General features: G+C 60.2%; 20 protein-coding genes. 2 read left to right on the forward strand and 18 right to left on the reverse strand.

Annotation, left to right across the window (positions count from 1 at the left end; genetic code table 11):
- The first annotated feature begins 31 nt into the window (after nt 1-31).
- On the forward strand, nt 32-1285 hold the full coding sequence (gene amiC / locus ABLV11_RS08160) for an N-acetylmuramoyl-L-alanine amidase AmiC (RefSeq protein ID WP_348855276.1): 1254 nt from the start codon (nt 32-34) through the stop codon (nt 1283-1285).
- Between the two features lie 17 nt (nt 1286-1302).
- A complete protein-coding gene (cobD, locus tag ABLV11_RS08165; RefSeq protein WP_004105223.1) occupies nt 1303-2382 on the forward strand; it encodes a threonine-phosphate decarboxylase CobD in 1080 nt (359 codons plus the stop codon).
- Nucleotides 2383-2643: 261 nt separating this feature from the next.
- On the opposite strand, the gene ABLV11_RS08170 is transcribed toward cobD, so the two are convergent.
- From ABLV11_RS08170 to pduD, 18 genes are all read right to left on the reverse strand, one after another.
- A complete protein-coding gene (locus tag ABLV11_RS08170; protein WP_004115036.1) occupies nt 2644-3510 on the reverse strand; it encodes an L-threonine kinase in 867 nt (288 codons plus the stop codon).
- A 282-nt stretch (nt 3511-3792) separates the two neighbouring features.
- A complete protein-coding gene (locus ABLV11_RS08175) occupies nt 3793-5007 on the reverse strand; it encodes an acetate/propionate family kinase (protein ID WP_004105218.1) in 1215 nt (404 codons plus the stop codon).
- A complete protein-coding gene (gene pduV, locus ABLV11_RS08180; RefSeq protein WP_004105216.1) occupies nt 4992-5444 on the reverse strand; it encodes a propanediol utilization protein PduV in 453 nt (150 codons plus the stop codon). Before pduV ends, ABLV11_RS08175 begins: the two co-directional genes overlap by 16 nt.
- A gap of 4 nt (nt 5445-5448) precedes the next feature.
- A complete protein-coding gene (gene pduU, locus ABLV11_RS08185) occupies nt 5449-5799 on the reverse strand; it encodes a propanediol utilization microcompartment protein PduU (protein WP_000441103.1) in 351 nt (116 codons plus the stop codon).
- On the reverse strand, nt 5799-6353 hold the full coding sequence (pduT, locus tag ABLV11_RS08190; protein ID WP_348855277.1) for a propanediol utilization microcompartment protein PduT: 555 nt from the start codon (nt 6351-6353) through the stop codon (nt 5799-5801). The genes pduU and pduT overlap by 1 nt, the downstream gene beginning before the upstream one ends.
- 2 nt (nt 6354-6355) lie before the next feature.
- Nucleotides 6356-7711 (reverse strand): cobalamin reductase PduS, encoded by a 1356-nt coding sequence (pduS, locus tag ABLV11_RS08195; protein WP_134883864.1) that lies wholly within the window; start codon nt 7709-7711, stop codon nt 6356-6358.
- On the reverse strand, nt 7708-8820 hold the full coding sequence (gene pduQ, locus ABLV11_RS08200) for a 1-propanol dehydrogenase PduQ (RefSeq protein WP_108704598.1): 1113 nt from the start codon (nt 8818-8820) through the stop codon (nt 7708-7710). The genes pduS and pduQ overlap by 4 nt, the downstream gene beginning before the upstream one ends.
- 11 nt (nt 8821-8831) lie before the next feature.
- Entirely contained in the window at nt 8832-10223 is a 1392-nt protein-coding gene (gene pduP, locus ABLV11_RS08205) for a CoA-acylating propionaldehyde dehydrogenase PduP (protein WP_024274645.1), read from the reverse strand.
- Nucleotides 10220-11230 (reverse strand): two-domain cob(I)yrinic acid a,c-diamide adenosyltransferase PduO, encoded by a 1011-nt coding sequence (pduO, locus tag ABLV11_RS08210; RefSeq protein WP_126489502.1) that lies wholly within the window; start codon nt 11228-11230, stop codon nt 10220-10222. The genes pduP and pduO overlap by 4 nt, the downstream gene beginning before the upstream one ends.
- Before the next feature lie 9 nt (nt 11231-11239).
- The gene (gene pduN / locus ABLV11_RS08215; protein WP_032453962.1) at nt 11240-11515 is read right to left on the reverse strand and encodes a propanediol utilization microcompartment protein PduN; all 276 of its coding nucleotides are present in this window, start codon (nt 11513-11515) and stop codon (nt 11240-11242) included.
- A gap of 3 nt (nt 11516-11518) precedes the next feature.
- Nucleotides 11519-12010 (reverse strand): microcompartment protein PduM, encoded by a 492-nt coding sequence (gene pduM / locus ABLV11_RS08220; protein ID WP_016809891.1) that lies wholly within the window; start codon nt 12008-12010, stop codon nt 11519-11521.
- On the reverse strand, nt 12007-12639 hold the full coding sequence (locus ABLV11_RS08225) for a phosphate propanoyltransferase (RefSeq protein ID WP_123829918.1): 633 nt from the start codon (nt 12637-12639) through the stop codon (nt 12007-12009). The genes pduM and ABLV11_RS08225 overlap by 4 nt, the downstream gene beginning before the upstream one ends.
- Nucleotides 12639-13121 carry a BMC domain-containing protein gene (locus tag ABLV11_RS08230; protein ID WP_105889103.1) on the reverse strand — a complete coding sequence of 161 codons (483 nt, stop codon included), beginning with the start codon at nt 13119-13121 and terminating at the stop codon, nt 12639-12641. The genes ABLV11_RS08225 and ABLV11_RS08230 overlap by 1 nt, the downstream gene beginning before the upstream one ends.
- A gap of 3 nt (nt 13122-13124) precedes the next feature.
- Nucleotides 13125-13400 (reverse strand): propanediol utilization microcompartment protein PduJ, encoded by a 276-nt coding sequence (gene pduJ / locus ABLV11_RS08235; protein ID WP_001057755.1) that lies wholly within the window; start codon nt 13398-13400, stop codon nt 13125-13127.
- A 19-nt stretch (nt 13401-13419) separates the two neighbouring features.
- Complete coding sequence (pduH, locus tag ABLV11_RS08240) at nt 13420-13770, reverse strand: propanediol dehydratase reactivase beta subunit PduH (protein WP_004105142.1); 351 nt, start codon at nt 13768-13770, stop codon at nt 13420-13422.
- Nucleotides 13760-15592, reverse strand: a complete 1833-nt coding sequence (gene pduG / locus ABLV11_RS08245; RefSeq protein ID WP_023321554.1) for a propanediol dehydratase reactivase alpha subunit PduG — start codon at nt 15590-15592, stop codon at nt 13760-13762. The genes pduH and pduG overlap by 11 nt, the downstream gene beginning before the upstream one ends.
- A 15-nt stretch (nt 15593-15607) precedes the next feature.
- Nucleotides 15608-16129 carry a propanediol dehydratase small subunit PduE gene (gene pduE / locus ABLV11_RS08250; RefSeq protein WP_016809888.1) on the reverse strand — a complete coding sequence of 174 codons (522 nt, stop codon included), beginning with the start codon at nt 16127-16129 and terminating at the stop codon, nt 15608-15610.
- A gap of 14 nt (nt 16130-16143) precedes the next feature.
- The gene (gene pduD, locus ABLV11_RS08255; protein WP_004105135.1) at nt 16144-16818 is read right to left on the reverse strand and encodes a propanediol dehydratase medium subunit PduD; all 675 of its coding nucleotides are present in this window, start codon (nt 16816-16818) and stop codon (nt 16144-16146) included.
- Nucleotide 16819 lies beyond the last annotated feature (1 nt).

Consider the following 16819-nt stretch of genomic DNA (forward strand, 5'->3'; position numbering starts at 1 on the left):
TACGAATGATTTCTTACTGCTTGGGAGTGGCATGTCGGGATACAAGTCAGGATTAAGCCGCCGCCGATTTTTACAGGGGGCGGGCGCCATGTGGTTAATGAGTGTGAGTCCGGTTGGGTTGGCTGCCGCGGCGCAGGTGGTTGCCGTACGCGTCTGGCCATCATCGACCTACACGCGCGTCACCGTGGAGTCCAACCATATCCTGAAATATCGGCAGTTTGCGCTCAGTAATCCTGAACGTGTGGTTGTGGATCTGGAAGGCGTTAACCTCAACTCCGTCCTAAAAGGCATGGGTAACCTGATTCGCAGCGACGATCCCTATATTCAGTCCGCCCGCGTGGGACAATTCGACCCGCAAACCGTACGCATGGTGTTCGAGCTGAAACAGAACGTAAAACCGCAGCTGTTCGCGCTCGCTCCGGTCGCCGGTTTTAAAGAGCGTCTGGTCATGGATCTCTACCCTTCCAACGCGACCGACGTGCAGGATCCGCTGCTGGCGCTGCTCGAGGATTACAATAAAGGCGATCTGCAGCGGCAGGTTCCGCCTGCGGAGAGCGGGCCGAAACCGGGTAAAGCCGGGCGCGATCGGCCTATCGTTATCATGCTCGATCCCGGACACGGCGGCGAGGATTCCGGCGCCGTCGGTAAATACCGCACCCGCGAGAAAGACGTGGTGCTGCAGATAGCCCGACGGCTGCGCGCGCTGATCGAGAAAGAGGGCAACATGAAGGTCTATATGACCCGCAACGAGGATGTCTTTATCCCGCTGAAGGTTCGCGTCGCCAAAGCGCAGAAGCAGCGCGCCGACCTGTTTGTCTCTATTCACGCCGATGCGTTTACCAGCCGTCAGCCGAGCGGCTCGTCGGTATTTGCCCTGTCAACCAAAGGGGCTACCAGTACCGCGGCTAAATATCTGGCTCAGACCCAGAACGCCTCGGATCTGATCGGCGGCGTCAGCAAAAGCGGCGATCGCTACGTCGACCACACGATGTTCGACATGGTGCAGTCGTTGACCATTGCCGACAGCCTGAAGTTTGGCAAGGCGGTGCTGGAAAAGATGGGAAATATTAATAACCTGCACAAGAATCAGGTTGAGCAGGCGGGCTTCGCGGTGCTGAAAGCGCCGGATATTCCATCGATCCTGGTGGAAACCGCGTTTATCAGCAACATCGAAGAAGAGCGTAAACTGAAAACGGCGAAATTCCAGCAGCAGGTTGCAGAGTCGATTCTGGCAGGGATTAAAGCCTACTTCGCCGACGGCGCGACGCTGGCAAGGCGAGGATAACGCAACAGGAAAGTGAAATGGCTCTATTAAAGAGCGCGCACGGCGGCAATATTCGCGAAGCCGCCGCGCTTATGGGCATCTCTGCGGAGCAGTTGCTGGATTTTAGCGCCAACATCAACCCGCTGGGGATGCCGGAAAGTTTAAAGCGCGCAATCCTCAACAATATGGACTGCGCTGAACGCTATCCCGACGTTGAGTATCAGCAGCTGCACCTTGCGCTGGCGGAACATCATCATATTCCTGCGTCGTCGATCCTTGCAGGAAACGGCGAAACTGAAGCGATTTTTACCCTGGTTCAGGGGCTGAAACCGCGCCAGGCGATGATCGTCACTCCGGGTTTTGCCGAATATCGCCGGGCGCTGCAGTCGGTGGAGTGCGCGGTGCGGGAATTTCTGCTGCGCGAGGAGGATGGCTGGCAGCTCACCGGAGCGATTCTTGACGCCCTGACGCCGGATCTGGACTGCTTATTTCTCTGCACGCCGAACAATCCAACCGGCCTGCTGCCCGATCGTCGACTGCTGGCGCTGATTGCTGAACGCTGTCAGTCGCTGGACATCGCCCTGATCCTCGATGAGGCGTTTATCGATTTTATCCCCGATGAGCCGGGATTTATTCCGCTTCTGGCCCACAATCCGCACGTGTGGGTGCTGCGTTCGCTCACCAAATTTTATGCCATACCCGGCCTGCGCCTGGGGTATCTGGTCAATGGCGATGCGCGGGCGGTGGCAAGAATGCGCGAGCGCCAGATGCCGTGGTCGATAAATGCTTTTGCCGCCCTGGCGGGGGAGATCATTCTCCAGGATAGCGCCTACCAGCAGAAAACCTGGCAGTGGCTGGCGGAGGAAGGGCAGCGCTTTTATCATCAACTGCGCCATATTCCCGGCCTGACGGTCTATCCCGGACAGGCAAACTATCTGTTTCTGCGCTGCGACGTTGCGGATCTGGATCTGCAATACGCGATGCTGCAGCAGCACATCCTGATCCGCAGCTGTGCCAATTATCCAGGGCTCGACGGGCGCTACTTTCGCGTCGCGATCCGCAGCCAGCAGGAAAATACCCGGCTGCTGACGGCCTTCAGGCGGGTATTTAACGAGTAGATGTCTGCCGCTATTGTTCGTCTGCGGTTCTTCCCGGTGGCGCTGCTGTATGACCGGGCTACGGGTTCATAGCCGTCTGCGGGTCGGTAGCCCGGACAGGCGCGCAGCGCCGCCTCCGGGGAATGCGCCGGGATTAATGCATCGGTGCGGCTTCTTCCCGGCTCGCGCTGCGCTTAGCAGGGCTACGGGTTTACAGCCGTCTGTGGTCCGGTAGCCCGGACAGGCGCGTAGCACCGCCTCCGGGGCATAGCTGCGGCAGCGTTAGCGCAGTTCGACGCCGCCCTGCACCATGCGCAGCAGGTGCTGCCTGGGCCAGAGCTCGCTAAGTCGCGTCTCTTCCAGCCGTCGCTGTAAATACTCAATGTCGTGACGTTGACGGTCGAGCATCAGGCCGACCACGCTGCCGCTGTGCGCCACGTTAATACCGTATAAATCGCACTCTTCCACCAGCCCCCGCAGCGTATCAAACCCCGGCTTTGGTAACAGATGCTGGCTGGCGACGGCGCTAAGCGTCGCGGCCTCTCCCATCCGCCGGGGATTATCCGTCTCGCAGGCCAGCTGAACTTTCTCCCAGGCTAGCTGCAGAGACGCGGAGTGGGCGTGCAGCTTTTCAAGCCGGGGAAGTCGGTGGTAATCGGTGGTCAGCAGCGTGGCGGGGCTTTCCAGCACCAGCAGATCGAGCCGAGGCTGGCTGTCACAGGCAATCTGCGTGGCGGCGGTGTTGTGGTCGAACAGGGTGAGCTGACGAAACAGAGTGCTGTCGGTGGGCTCGAGGGAGACGCAGAGCCGGGCGAGGGTGGGTTCATCCAGCGGATGGCCGAGATGATGCGCGGCGGCTACCGCCGTCGCGGCGATGTCCGCGGTGCTGCTGGCCATACCTTTGGCAACCGGAATCGTGGAGCAGATATCGATCCGAATCTCCTTGCTCAGCGCCGGCGGATAACGCCAGTAGCTCAGCAACTGGTCGACCATCGCCCGCGCCAGCGGACGTTCATCCGCCCGAGGCGAACCGTAGTCCACCTCGACGGTGCTGTACCAGTCAACGGGGCAGGAGACCAGCTTCTCGCTGCCGAGGATCCAGCCCTGGATGAGTTCCCCACAGGAGGCGGGGCATTGTGCTACGGCCACGTATTCACCTTTTTACCCGTTATACTTCAAGCTACAGGGGCGTTGGCTGCTCTCATTCACCCCAGTCACTTACTTATGTAAGCTCCTGGGGACTCACTCGTTTGCCGCGTTACTCGGCCTGCGGCCTCGCCCCTACGGGGCCAGCGCAAGCGCTGTTCAAAGCACCAGTGCTTTGTCCTGTGAACTGAATTATTTAGGGTAAAGTTTTCAGAATGTTAAGCGCATAGTGTCATGCCGATCCCGCTATTTCCATGATTCACCGCAATTTGCCTGGCGGCGAGCTCAGGCTGAAACGGTTAATGTCTGCGCTTCGGGAAGCGCCAGGCGCATCACATCGCGGGCAATCATCAGCTCTTCATTGGTATTGATGACCGCCACTTTGACCATCGCATTTTCGGCCTGAATAAAGGTAGCGTTGTGCTGGTTTTTCTCTTCATCGACCGAGAGCCCGAGGAAATTCAGGTTATGGCAGATGGCGCTCCTGGCGCGGGCGGAGTTTTCGCCGATGCCGCCGGTAAAGATCAGCGCGTCCAGGCCGCCCATCTGCATAATATAACTGCCGATGGTGGCGCGAATGCGCTCGGCAAACAGCGAGAGCGCCAGGGCTGCCTGACGATTACCGCTGTCCGCCGCCTGCTCGACATCGCGATAATCGTGCGAGATGCCGGAAACCCCCAGCAGGCCGGACTCGTTATTCAGCAGCTGATTAAGCTGCTCCGGCGTTTTTCCCTCATGCAGCGCCAGCCACGGTAGAATCGACGGATCGATATCGCCGCTGCGGGTGCCCATCATCACGCCGGACTGCGGCGTAAAGCCCATTGACGTGTTAACCGAGCGCCCGCCTTTGATTGCGCAAACGCTGCTGCCGTTGCCGAGATGGCAGCACACCACGCGCAGAGCGCTCAACGGTACGCCCAGCTTTTCCGCCAGCGTCGCGCTAACGTACTTGTGGCTGGTGCCGTGGAAGCCGTAACGGCGAATGCCCAACTCGCTGTAGTAGCGCCAGGGCAGCGGATAGATAAACGCGCGCTCGTCCAGCGTCTGGTGAAAAGCGGTATCAAACACCGCCACCGACGGCGCGTCGGGCAGCAACTGGCGGAAAACTTTAATGCCCAGCGCGTTGACCGGATTATGCAGCGGGGCCAGCTCCGCCAGGCGCTCGATTTCCGCTAAGGTCTCATCGGTCACCGGCGTCGAATCTTTAAAGCGCTCCCCGCCGTGCGCCACGCGGTGGCCGACGCCATCGATATCCTGCAAACTCTGGATAATCCGATGGTCGAGGAGCTTTTCCAGCAGCAGGGTGACGGCTTCACGGTGATCGGCTACGGGCGCCGTTTCCTGCCATTTTTGCGCCGGCGTTTTGAGGGTCACCTGGGCGTTTGCCATGCCGATACGCTCGATCAATCCCTGGCAGAGCATATCGCCCTGAGGCATCTCCAGCAGCTGGAATTTTAACGATGAACTGCCGGCATTAATGGCCATTATTTTGTAAGACATAAAGGTTCCTTCGAATTCAGAAAATCCAGCACGGCATCAAGACCCAGATTATTCAGCGCGCTGGTGATAAAAATCTGCTGGGCGCCAGCCTGCCTGAGCCACTCGCCGATTAGCGATATCCGCTGCGCATCGGCAAGGTCGGCTTTAGTGACCAGACCAATCGTCGGGCGGTTCATCGGAGCGGTAAAACCCGGAGAAAACGGCGACCACTGGGCGTCGGCGTTCAGCACCAGAGCGATAACGTCGGCCTCGCAGGCGCTGGTCAACAGAGCGCTATAAAGGCAGCGGTTCTCCAGATATTCGCCCGGCGTGTCGATGGCCATCGGCGACCATTCAATCGCCTGGGTTTTCTTATAATGGAGCGCTTCGCCGCGCAGGCCCTGGGTCAGCGAGGTTTTGCCGCACTGGCTGGGGCCGATCAACATCAGACGTTTCATCGCGCTACGTCCGGGTTATTGAGCAGGTAGTAAACTGCATCATCTCGCCCAGGGTGCGCGTCACCTGCTTGAGGGCGTACTCGACGGCGGAAACGTCGCCGGTCAGCACCACGGCGCCGGTAAAGCGGTCAAGAAAACCGATCTCCACCGCGCCGGATTTGGTGGCGATATCGCAGGCGATAATCGACGCTTCGCTGGGCGTAATGGTGAGGATGCCGATGGCGGACACCGCATCCTGCAGGCCGAGTTTCTTAAAGAGATCTTTCCCGGGATTGGCAATCAGGTGCGCGAGGGTTACCTGTTTCCCGGGAACGTATTCCTGAATCATGCGATCCGTTGTTGGCTGTCTTTCCATTATCCCTCCACCATCTGTCGCCACATGGCTTCATGCGGTCGCGGGATTACCGAACGATAAACCAGCAGCCCTTTTTCACCCGCGCTTTCGCTGGCTACCGTAACCGCGTTGTTGACGTCGGAAACGTCGCCCGCCACTACCATGTAGCATTTACCGCCGATGCCGAAGGCCATATGCACCCGTACCAGGGTGACGTTGGAGCCTTTCACCGCCCGGTCCGCGGCGCTGATGCAGGCCGCAACGCTCCAGGTTTCAACGATGCCGACCGCCTGGCGTTTGTCTACGCTGTTCAGGCCGCTCATGGCCGGGAGTACGCTGGGATGGATATTCGCCAGCACCAGGCTGTCGACGAGCATTTCGCCGGCCTGCGAAGTGCCGGTTTCAATGGCCTGCTGGATGGCGCCGATATCCCCGCCGAGCATCAACAGAAACTTACCCGGGCAGATAGTCTTGCTGACCAGCAGATTGACGTTGGCGCTTTTCAGCATCGCATCGCCGAGTTCCATTCCTTTGGCAATGCTGGTGAGTTCTAAAATTCCTATAGCCTGAGACATGGTTAACCTCTTACAACCGTGATGGCCTGTTCGCTGATGGCCGCAACCACGCCGTCGATGCTGGCGTGAACCGGCGCGCCTAATGCGCCTGCCGGGATATCGGCAACGCATTGCCCGCGGGTAACGCGTTCACCCACTGCAACGTTCGCTACCGCGCTGGCGCCGATATGCTGGCGCAACTGTAAAGTCACTGTTTCTACTGCCGGTTCGTCTTCCACCAGCGGCGCCTCCTGATACCAGGGGCTCAGCCCCAGTTTGGCGATCAGTCGCTTCACCGGCACGAGGCGATATTTCGCCATTTCGTCGGCCGGATAGAGCGGTCCTTCATAGCGCTGGTTTTGCGCGCGCAGCTCGCGTTTCAGCATGCGGTTGATGCGCATCGGCGAGATCCCCACCGGACAGGCCACGCTTTCGCAGACGTTGCATTCCGAACAGGTGAGCGCGCTCAGCAGCAGCTGGGGCGTGGCGGCCTGATGAAAGTTCACCGCCCGCACCAGCAGGTGCGGGGAGAGTTCGTGGCCGATCAGATGCCGTGGGCAGAGATCGGTACACAGGCGACACTGTTCGCAGACGGTACGGGCCACGGAAAGCACCGTGCGCTCGTCCTGCATCCGCCGCTGGATAAGCGGATGGCTTTTGGGCAGCACCAGCAGGCCGCCGGTAGTTTTGGTTACCGGGTTATCGAGAGCAGTCATCAGGCCGCCCATCATCGGGCCACCGTTAATAAAACCGGGGTCGTCGACCGTCGCGCCGCCCGCCAGCGCCAGCACTTCGCGCAGCGACATGCCGATGGGGACGGTGACGGTCAGCGGTCGGGCGACCGCGCCGTTAACGGTTAGCGTGCGGCGGGTCACCGGAAACTGCTGCTCAACCGCACGGGCAATATTGAGCACCGTTTGTACGTTATTCACCACGACCCCAACGCTGGCTGGCAGCGCGGCGGGTGCGACCCGTCGACCGGTAGCTAACCAGATAGTCAGCACCTCATCGCCTGCGGGATAGACATCCGGCAGAATATGCAGGCGAATACCGGCAGGCAGCAGCGGGGTGAGGGCGTCGATAGCCCGGCGGTACTTCTCTTTCAGGGCAATCACCCCTTCGCGTGCGCCGGTTGCCGTCATCGCGTACTGCACGCCGCGGACCAGACGTGCAGCCTGCTGCCACATTAGCTGCTGGTCGACCTTGAGCATCGGTTCGCACTCGGCGGCGTTAACCAGAAAGATCTCCACCTGCGCCTGCAGCTTCACGTGGGCGGGAAAACCCGCTCCACCCGCGCCGACTACGCCCGCAGCGCGCACGCGCTCGCGGATCTCCTCGGCGCTTCTGGCCATTTCAACAGCGTTGACGGCGGTACTCATAGCAGTTCCTCCAGCAGTTCCTGAATTTCCCCGGCGCTGGCCGGGCGAGGATTCGTGCGCAAGGTCACGTCAGCCAGTGCGGCCTGCACCATGGCCGGAATGCGCGCTGAGTACTCGGCACGTCCCTCTTTCAGCGCGATCGCCAGTGACGGCAGCGCACAGCGCTGCTTGAGCCGTTCGATTTGCTGGATCAGCGCATTGATCGCCGTACTATCGCTGGCATCTGCCGGACAAAATCCGCAGGCTTTGGCCAGCCGCGCGTAGCGTTTTCCGGCGCGCGGATGACCGGCGTTAAAGCGGATAACCGCGGTTAACAGCAGCGCGTTGGCCAGTCCGTGCGGGAGATGAAACTGCCCGCCAAGCTGGTGGGCGATAGCATGGTTAAGCCCCAGCCCCGCCTGGCTGAACGCCATCCCGGCAAGCGTTGAGGCATTGTGCATTTTCCCGCGCGTCGCCACGCAGTCGCCTTTTTCCACCGCCGTGGGCAGATACTGGAACACCAGTTTGGCGGCTTTTTCCGCCAGCGCGTCGGTAAAGTCGCTGGCGTGCGGAGAGACCCACGCCTCCAGCGCGTGGGTCAGCACGTCCATGCCGGTGTTGGCCGTAATCTGCGGCGGCACGCTGACCACCAGCTCCGGGTCAAGGATCGCCATATCGGGATAGAGCGCATTGTTGAACAGCGGGTACTTGATGCCTTTATCCGGATCGCTAATTACGCAGGCGCTGGTCACTTCTGAACCGGTACCGCTGGTGGTCGGTATGGCCACGCAGGTTTCGATGCTGATGCCGCTCTGCTGACTGAACCAGACGATAGCTTTCGCCGCATCCATTGCCGATCCGCCGCCGAAGCCGATGACCACCTGCGGCTGCAGGGCCTGCATTTGCGCAATGCCCTGTACCACGGTGTGGATAGTGGGGTCCGGGGTTATCTCGCTAAAGACGCTAATGCGGTTATCTGCGGGCAACGCCTGACGCAGGGTTTCCAGCAGCGGCGAGCGCGCAAGAAAGCCATCGCAGATAATCCAGATGTGCTTGTTGGTAAAGCGTTTGAGCACCGCCAGGCTACCCTGACCGCTGTACAACCGCGTTTGTAGTGAGAAAGTTTTCATCGCGACCTCGGTTAGCGAATGGAAAAGCCGTTGGTCAGCACGCAGCGACGGGAGCGGGCAAACGTGCGCGCCGAGGTTGTCCCTTCACCGGTCGGCGTGGCGATAGTAAAGGTGGTAAAGCCTTCGCCGCCGACGCCGATCCCGGCATAAGAGGGGCCGTTCTTGACGAATATCGAGGTTTGCAGGGTGCGGGCCGCGAGGTTCAGGCGCGACACGTTCTGCGAGTGCATAATGGCGGTATGATGCAGTCCCTCTTCAACCTTCAGCGCCAGGGCCAGCGCGCTATCGAAATCGCTAACTTTCACTATCGGCAGCATCGGCATCAGTTGCTCGCTGGTAACCCACGGATCGTCGGCGTTAACCAGCGCTATCAGTAGACGCGGCGCTTTCGACGGAACGGCGATCCCGGCCGCTTCGAGCATGGCTGATGGGCTTTTGCCGACCAGTTTTTTATTCGCCTGGCCTTCAGGCAGGCAGGCGGCCCGGAGTTTGTCAGTGTCGGCAGGGCTCAGCAGCAGCGCGCCGAAGGTTTGCATTTGCTGCACCAGACGTTCGGCGACGCTCTCCACCACAATCAGGCTCTTCTCGGCAATGCAGGGCAGGTTGTAATCGAACGAGGCGCCGTTGATGATATCTTCCGCCGCTTTAACCAGATCCGCCGTTTCATCAACGATGCAGGGCGGGTTACCCGCGCCAGCGCCAATGACTTTCTTACCGCTCTTCATGCCCATCGCCACAATACCCGGGCCGCCGGTAATGGCCAGAACCGCAATGCGCGGATGGGCCATCATCTGCTGGGTGGCTTCGAAAGTGGGTTCTGCTACGGTAACCACCAGATTGCGGATGCCGCAGCAGCGGAAAACAATCTCTTCAATCATGCTAATCAGCTTCAGTGAGACCTTTTTTGCTCCTGGATGCGGGCTGAAGTAGACGCTATTACCCGCCGCCAGCATGCTGATGCTGTTATTAATGATGGTTTCCGTCGGGTTGGTGCTCGGTGCGACCGACCCGATAACGCCAAATGGCGAATACTCAAACAGCACCATGCCGCCGTCGCCGGTCAGTGCCGTGGTGGTGAGATCTTCCACGCCCGGCGTGTTGTCCAGCGCAGCTTTGTTTTTCAAAAATTTATCTTCTTTGTTGCCCATCCCCGTTTCATTGGCGCTCTCTTCCGCCAGGGCGGCCAGATGCGGCGTCAGCTCCTGACGCATTGCGCTAATGATGGCGCTGCGGGTTTTTAGCGGGCACTGCTGATAACGTAAGAACGCCTGATGCGCGGCATCAATGGCCTCGCTCACGGACTGAAAAATCCCTTTGCCCTGCGCCGGGTTTGGCGTTTGGGCTGGGGTTAACTGTTCGCTAAGAATGGTGCGAATAAGCGTTTCGAGTTCAGAAGTATTCATTGATGAGTTCCCACGTTAATGGCCGCGATGGCGGTCTGTGCTATATCCATGTCCTGTTCAACGCTGCCGCCGCTGATGCCAAGACCCCCAATTAATGAGCCGTCGCGCCACAGGGCGTAACCGCCGCCAAAGGTAACCACTTTTCCCTGCAAATGCGTTTCGAGGCCATAAAGCGCGGCGCCCGGCTGAACGGCCTCGCTCAGCTCATGGGTCGCCGTTTTCATCGCCACCGCGGTCCAGGCTTTTTTCGGCGCTAGTTCGCTGCTGACCAGCAGGGCGTCCGGCATCCGCCAGGTCACGGTTTCGGTGCCGTGTGCGTCAACGATGCTGATCACCACCGGAACCTGAAGCTGCTGCGCGCGCTCAACGGCGGCGCGGGTGAGCTGGTGCAGATCGTGGAATGAAAGGGCCAGGGGCGTCGTCTCCTTGCTGCGGCTCGGCTGAGTGACGGCCAGATAGCGCCGGCTCACTTCACGAATGATGTTGTTCTGGTGCGCATCGCTATCTTCCGCGCGCGCCAGGGCGTACAGGCAGTCTGACAAGCGATTGATGTAGCGCATCAGCACCTGGCGCACGTTGACTTCCGCCGCCAGCTCAACCAGTCGCCGTTCGGCCCGGCGGGCCAGCGTGCGGGCAAAATGCAGGCGGCTCGCGGCTTCGCAGCGGCCGGGTAAAATAAAACTGTGCAGCGGTTCGACGCGGGCCATGGCCCGATCGATGGCGGCTTCCAGAGCGGAAATCTCTTCGCTGCTGATGTAGCGCTGTTTCGGCGACGGCCGTTCGCTGTCGCTGGCCAGTTCTGCGCTAAACCAAAAAAGCTGCTGCTGGATGGCCTCAAGTAAGGCGCGGTGATTTTCATCCGCGGCGGCGCAGGCGCACAGGCTCAGCGCGGCGTTCAGCTCATCCAGCGTGCCGTAGGCTTCAACCCGCGGGTGAGTTTTACTCACCCGCTGGCCGGTAAAGAGTGAGGTGGTGCCAGCGTCGCCCGTTCGGGTATAAATCGCCATATTCGCTCCTTAACGTGAAAGCGTATCGACAATGCCGACAACGGCGAGGTCGATGGCCTCGTTTGGCCCGGAAAAAACGTGCCTGGCGCTGGAGCCGCCGCTGAGCAGAACCAGCTCGCCGATCCCCGCGCCGACGGAATCCACGGCGACTTCATCGCCGGCGGTCGGCGAGGCGGGAAGCTCGCCATCGGCGCTGACCCGCCGCACCAGCAGCAGCTTTTTGCCGATCAGGGAAGGCGATTTTTGCGTGGAGACAACCGCGCCCGTGACTCGTGCCAGATGCATGATTTACTCCTGCTTAATTAATTGAATATGCCGCGCCTGTGCCGCTTCGCGCGCCAGCGCGGTCACGATGCATTTGCGGTGGATAACCAGGCGACCCTGGCCCAGCTGCGCGACGTCGCGATAGCTCAGCACCGATCCTGCGTGCAGGATCAGCGGCAGCCCGCGCTCGTCGGTGAAGATCGCCGGCAGGCGCGCCAGTTTTTTGACCGGGATAACCGGCAGCAGCTGACTGTGCAGGGTGAGCTGCACGCGGATGCCGAAAGCCAGCGCGTCGTGAATTTTCCGGGCCGCAGGATCGTCGGTTTCCGCCTCCGTCAGCTGGCCCAGCAGCGGCAGGTCGACAAGCAGGATGCGCAGCGAGGCGTGCTGGCTGAACAGCCCGGGGCAGTCGGCATCGCGCAGCTGCGCAACGCTCAGCGTCGCCGTGCTGTGGGCGCGACGCTGCAGCCTGGAGACGATTTCCTCCACGATGCGCTGCAGAACTTCGCCGTTCATCGCGGGCCTACCAGCCGGGCAAAGGCCTGCGGATTATCGGCGCCGGCGGCGTTGGCTTCATCGGTATCAATGTGCATTTCGAGACGCATATCCGGTGAAACGCGAATCGCCACGTTGTTGAAAATCAGCCCGCGCTCGTCGCCTTCAATGGCCACGGAGACCTTATCGCCGTGGGAAACCCGCAGGATCAGCGCATCGAGCGGCGACATATGAATATGCCGCTGCGCGACGATAACCCCTGACGAGAGCGTCAGTTCGCCATAGGGGCTGACCAGACGGATGCCCGGCGTCCCTTTCAGATCGCCAGACATTCTCAGCGGCGCCGCAACCCCCAGGGTTCTGGCATCGGTACGCGATATTTCCACCTGGCTTACCGAACGCAGTGGGCCGAGCAGGCGCACATTTTTAAGTTGCCCCTTCGGCCCTACCAGGGTGACGGTTTGCTCCGCAGCGTACTGTCCCGGCTGCAGCAGCGCTTTTTTCTCGCTGATGAGATGGCCAGGAAACAGGCGTTCATAATCCGACGCCGACAGGTGGATATGACGATTTGAAACCCCCAGCGGAATGGGCCGCAGACGCATCTCGTCGAGGACTTTACTGACCGTTGATTCGAGAAGCTGTTTATCCATTACGCTTCACCTCGCTTGCCGGGATGAATGCAAAGGGTGCGCGGCTCGCCCTTCTGGCGCGGACATTTTGGATCCAGGCACAGGTTGCAGCTGACCACGCCTTGTTGCTGGAGGGGCTCTTCTGCTGGCGCTTCAGAAACGACATTAGCCGTCTCTGACTCTTCAGGCTCAGGTTCCATGACGGAGGATGGGGGAGCCTCTGCGGGCAGGATCCCTTCTCCGGGTCTGGCGATGACTTTATGAGCCACCAGACCGTTTCGCTGTTCGGCAAACTGTGCACCGGTGGTGATGGCCGCCTGTACTGAGGCCACATCACCGGTAATTTTAATGACCGTCCAGCCTGAACCATTGGTCTTTTCGAGGGCGACCAGCGTGATAGAAGCGGATTTCGCCATGATATCGGCGCAGCTAATAGCCAGTGCCAGACCACAAACTTCAAGTAATCCCAGTGATTGCTTCACGCGGTGCTCCTTATTCGCCATCAATCAGGCTGATTTCGGTAAAATGGCCTCAACGTCGCTGTGCGGACGCGGGATCACGTGGCAGGATTTCACTTCGCCTACGACGCTTGCCGCCGCGCTGCCCGCATCTACCGCCGCTTTGACCGCGCCGACGTCGCCGCGAACCATTACGGTCACCAGACCCGAGCCAATTTTTTCGTAGCCGACCAGCTGCACGTTGGCCGATTTCACCATCGCATCGGCGGCCTCAATGGCGCCTACTAACCCTTTTGTTTCAACCAGTCCCAGTGCGTTATTCATACTGCTGTTCTCCTGTTGCTTAGCTATTCAGATCCCGGAACGGGATCCCTTTGACCAGCCGTGCCGCGTTATTACCGGTGTTACGTTGGGCCTGACTGTCCTGATGATGCATCAGCGTAAAAAGCGGCGCCGATGCGGGTAAATTCTTGTAGTGCACGACCAGCGTATGGCGGTCGCAGGCGATGCCCACCAGTAGCGGCGAGCTGCGCGCCGCCTGCCAGGCGCTGTCCACGACATCCCCGGCCGGGTGATGCTGGAGCAGGAAAGGAATGCCTTCCTCTTCGATACCCAGCAGCACTTCGCGCCACAGGCCGTCGCAGCCGTCGATGGCGGCGATCACAATAGCCGGGGCGCTGTGATTACTGTCCATGCGCGAACTCCTTATGCCAGGAGAGAATCAGGCCGGTGGCCACCGCGTTTCTGGGGCCCTCGCTGCCGCGAATATTTCCCCGCCCGGCAACCAGGCGGTAGTGCGCCAGCGCATCGGTGACCAGCTGCGGGACCTCGAAATCCAGCGACGAACCGCCGACCAGTACCACGAACGGAATATCGCGAATGTTGCCGGTGGGGCTGACCTGACGCAGTGCGCGCAGGGCGTTGGTGACAAAGACCCGCTCTTTGGCGCTGCGGCGAATGGCGCGTACTTTTTCCAACGCTAAGTCGCCGGGTAGTGGCACCAGTTCGTCCGGTTTCACCACGCAGACGCGGGCGAATACGGCGGGGGGCAGCGGCGTGGAGAAGAACTGCACGCTGCCGTCCTCGTGGCGTAAATGGAACAGACTTTCCACCTTGGCCAGCGGATACTTCTTGATCTCTTCCGCCAGATAGCGGTCTTCCAGCCCCAGCTCGCGGGCAATAATCATCGTCACCATATCGCCAGCTCCGGCGAGGTGAGTGGCGATGATTTCGCCTTTGGGGTTGATGATGGAGGCATCGGTGGAGCCTGCGCCGAGGTCGAGGATCGCCAGCGGTCGGGTGGTACCCGGAGTGGTCAGCGCGCCCAGAATGGCGGCTTCGGCCTCGGCGCCGCCGATCTGCACGTCTATGTTGAGCTTCTGCTCGATTTCGCGGGCAATCATCGCCATCTGCAAACGATCCGATTTCACCATTGAGGCGATGCCCACGGCCTGCTCCAGCGAGAACTCCCCGGCAAGACCGCCGGTGACGCTCACCGGCACCGAGGTATCGACGGCCAGCAGGTCCTGAATGAATATTTCGCTGCTGGGCTTGTTGGTCAGCTCGGCCATGGTCTGGCGCACGTGTTCCAGCATGCCGCCGATATTGGTCCCCGACTCGCCGGTGACGTTATCGAGCTTGCCGCAGCCGTCGACCGCTTTCATGATGGCTTCGGCGCCAGCGGCAACGTCTACGCGTACGCTCCGGCCCTGGGCCAGCAGCTCAAGGTTACCGGCGGGTATCGCGCGCGCTTTGACGTCACCGGATGGCGTTTTGACCACCACGGCGGAACGGTTGCCAATCAGCGCGCGAGCCATCGGGACGATGTTTTTCGTCTCCTCGGCGTTGAGGTTGAATACGGTGGCGATGCCGTAGGGGTTAGAGAGCGTTTCGATGACCTTCCCCGGGACGGCGACCTCAATTGCCGCCAGCATTCCCAGCGGAATGCGGTCGATGTACAGCACTTCGTCAACAATCGGCAGCGGTTTTTCCAGCCGGTTGCTGACCAGCACGCCATCGTCGCGTTGCAAAATGACGCCGGTAATCTGATATCCGGCGCGCAGGGAAGCGTTAATCACGCTGGCGATATCGGCAAAATCGAACACCGACGACACCACCAGGATATAGGGCGCGTCCGCCGGGCGGGTTAACAGCTCCTGCGGCGTAATGGTGATGCCCACGCCAAGCCCCGCGCCGCCGGGCGTTTTCGGGTTATGGCCGATCATGGTCGATTCGGTGATGATGGTCTCGGTAATGGTTTCCATCGCCACATCGCCAATCACCGGCGTAGCTTCATTAATGCGGATGAGCGAAATATCGCTGACAGCGATCCCGGCGCCTCTGGCGACGAGGGCGAGCGCCTCCTGAATACCGAACACGTTACGCAACGTGCCTTTGATCCCGGTGGTTTCCGCCAGCGCGCTGTGGGTGATTGTCAGCGTGCCAGCCTCATTCAGAGTCGCCAGGGCGACTTCCGTCGATGAGTTGCCGATATCAATGCCAGCTATATATCGCATCACATACCCCTGTAATTAATCGTCGCCTTTGAGTTTTTTACGCTCGACGTACAGCGTTGCCGCTTCGCGAACGAAAGCGGCGCAAATCTTCGCCTGATAGCGGCTTTCGAGATCGTCGGCGATCGCCAGCAGCTCCTCTTTCGTCGAGCGATAGGGGCGGAGGGCGTTGTAGATTTCAAGAATGCGATCGTCCGGTACCGCGGTCAGTTCGGCGGCGCGTTCGAAGTTCATCGCCAGCCGGTCGCGGCCCGCGTCCCTGGCGATAGAAGCCTGTAAGCGCAGCGTTTCCGGGGTAATACGCATATCCTGGGCGGTAACTTTGTTGCTCAGCACGTTTTCCAGCGTAAAGTCGTCCAGCGTTTTATTGGTGGCGGTTTTCACCCATTCCGGGTGTTTGTTCGCCAGCGGGTAGTCGCTGACCTTTGCGCTACGGGACGCGCCGTCTGCCGCCGGAGCCGCCGTCGGCGCCTCGCCCTGCAGGCTGTTCATGCGGCTTAATACGTCGCGCACCATCGATTCAATTGCGTCGGTATTCATGGAGTTATCCTTTATCAAAGCGCCACGCGCAGTTCCTGCGGGTTTTTGCCCGTCACCACGTACTTGGTCTCTTTAATGTGCAAAATGGCCGATTTCGCCTGGTATTTTGGCCGCGCCATCTGGTCGTTCAGCGTCGGGACCGGCTGCGGCGATTCGCGTTTCGCATAGCGGGCGGCGTTTTTACCAATCTGGCGATAGGTTTCCAGGGTCAGCAGCGGCGCTTGGGGGAACAGCTCCAGGTTAGAGAGCGGCGGCAGCCCCTGCTGGTGAATCACCGTGGTGCCTTTTGACTGGATGCCGATAGAGATGCCGGAACCGCTCAGGCGATTGCCTTCAACGGCGACGAAGGCCACGTCGGAGGATTTAAAGCAGCGAATCACGCGCGCCTTAATGCCTTCTTCTTCAATACCGGCAATGACTTCGCGCAAAATGCTCTTATGCGGTATGCCGACGATATTGACGGTCTGCGCCAGGCCGAAAGCCGGGCCGACGGCGATAATCACTTCGTCCTGCTGGGTTCCCTGACGCGCTTCGCCCACTTCCGTCAGGAAGCCGTCGCCGGCGGGCGGCGTAGCCTGGGGTGCCGCGGAGGCCGCTGGCGCAGTAAACGAGACGGGTTTATCGCTGCCCTTCATCTCGCTGAGCACTTCTTCAATTATCTGGCGCAGCAATTTTTCATTAATTTCCATT

It is taken from the genome of Klebsiella sp. GW_Kp181 (genome assembly GCF_040062315.1).
Taxonomy (GTDB): Bacteria; Pseudomonadota; Gammaproteobacteria; order Enterobacterales; family Enterobacteriaceae; genus Klebsiella; species Klebsiella oxytoca.

Bases quoted from the DNA above. Each gene is read 5' to 3' on its own strand.
- pduG (WP_023321554.1), bottom strand. From the start codon at position 15,592: ATGCGATATATAGCTGGCATTGATATCGGCAACTCATCGACGGAAGTC.
- pduP (WP_024274645.1), bottom strand. From the start codon at position 10,223: ATGAATACTTCTGAACTCGAAACGCTTATTCGCACCATTCTTAGCGAA.
- pduH (WP_004105142.1), bottom strand. From the start codon at position 13,770: ATGGACAGTAATCACAGCGCCCCGGCTATTGTGATCGCCGCCATCGAC.
- pduJ (WP_001057755.1), bottom strand. From the start codon at position 13,400: ATGAATAACGCACTGGGACTGGTTGAAACAAAAGGGTTAGTAGGCGCC.
- pduQ (WP_108704598.1), bottom strand. From the start codon at position 8,820: ATGAAAACTTTCTCACTACAAACGCGGTTGTACAGCGGTCAGGGTAGC.
- pduN (WP_032453962.1), bottom strand. From the start codon at position 11,515: ATGCATCTGGCACGAGTCACGGGCGCGGTTGTCTCCACGCAAAAATCG.
- pduO (WP_126489502.1), bottom strand. From the start codon at position 11,230: ATGGCGATTTATACCCGAACGGGCGACGCTGGCACCACCTCACTCTTT.
- ABLV11_RS08225 (WP_123829918.1), bottom strand. From the start codon at position 12,639: ATGGATAAACAGCTTCTCGAATCAACGGTCAGTAAAGTCCTCGACGAG.
- pduM (WP_016809891.1), bottom strand. From the start codon at position 12,010: ATGAACGGCGAAGTTCTGCAGCGCATCGTGGAGGAAATCGTCTCCAGG.
- pduV (WP_004105216.1), bottom strand. From the start codon at position 5,444: ATGAAACGTCTGATGTTGATCGGCCCCAGCCAGTGCGGCAAAACCTCG.
- pduU (WP_000441103.1), bottom strand. From the start codon at position 5,799: ATGGAAAGACAGCCAACAACGGATCGCATGATTCAGGAATACGTTCCC.
- pduS (WP_134883864.1), bottom strand. From the start codon at position 7,711: ATGAGTACCGCCGTCAACGCTGTTGAAATGGCCAGAAGCGCCGAGGAG.
- amiC (WP_348855276.1), top strand. From the start codon at position 32: ATGTCGGGATACAAGTCAGGATTAAGCCGCCGCCGATTTTTACAGGGG.
- pduD (WP_004105135.1), bottom strand. From the start codon at position 16,818: ATGGAAATTAATGAAAAATTGCTGCGCCAGATAATTGAAGAAGTGCTC.
- cobD (WP_004105223.1), top strand. From the start codon at position 1,303: ATGGCTCTATTAAAGAGCGCGCACGGCGGCAATATTCGCGAAGCCGCC.
- ABLV11_RS08175 (WP_004105218.1), bottom strand. From the start codon at position 5,007: ATGTCTTACAAAATAATGGCCATTAATGCCGGCAGTTCATCGTTAAAA.
- ABLV11_RS08230 (WP_105889103.1), bottom strand. From the start codon at position 13,121: ATGGCGAATAAGGAGCACCGCGTGAAGCAATCACTGGGATTACTTGAA.
- pduE (WP_016809888.1), bottom strand. From the start codon at position 16,129: ATGAATACCGACGCAATTGAATCGATGGTGCGCGACGTATTAAGCCGC.
- pduT (WP_348855277.1), bottom strand. From the start codon at position 6,353: ATGTCTCAGGCTATAGGAATTTTAGAACTCACCAGCATTGCCAAAGGA.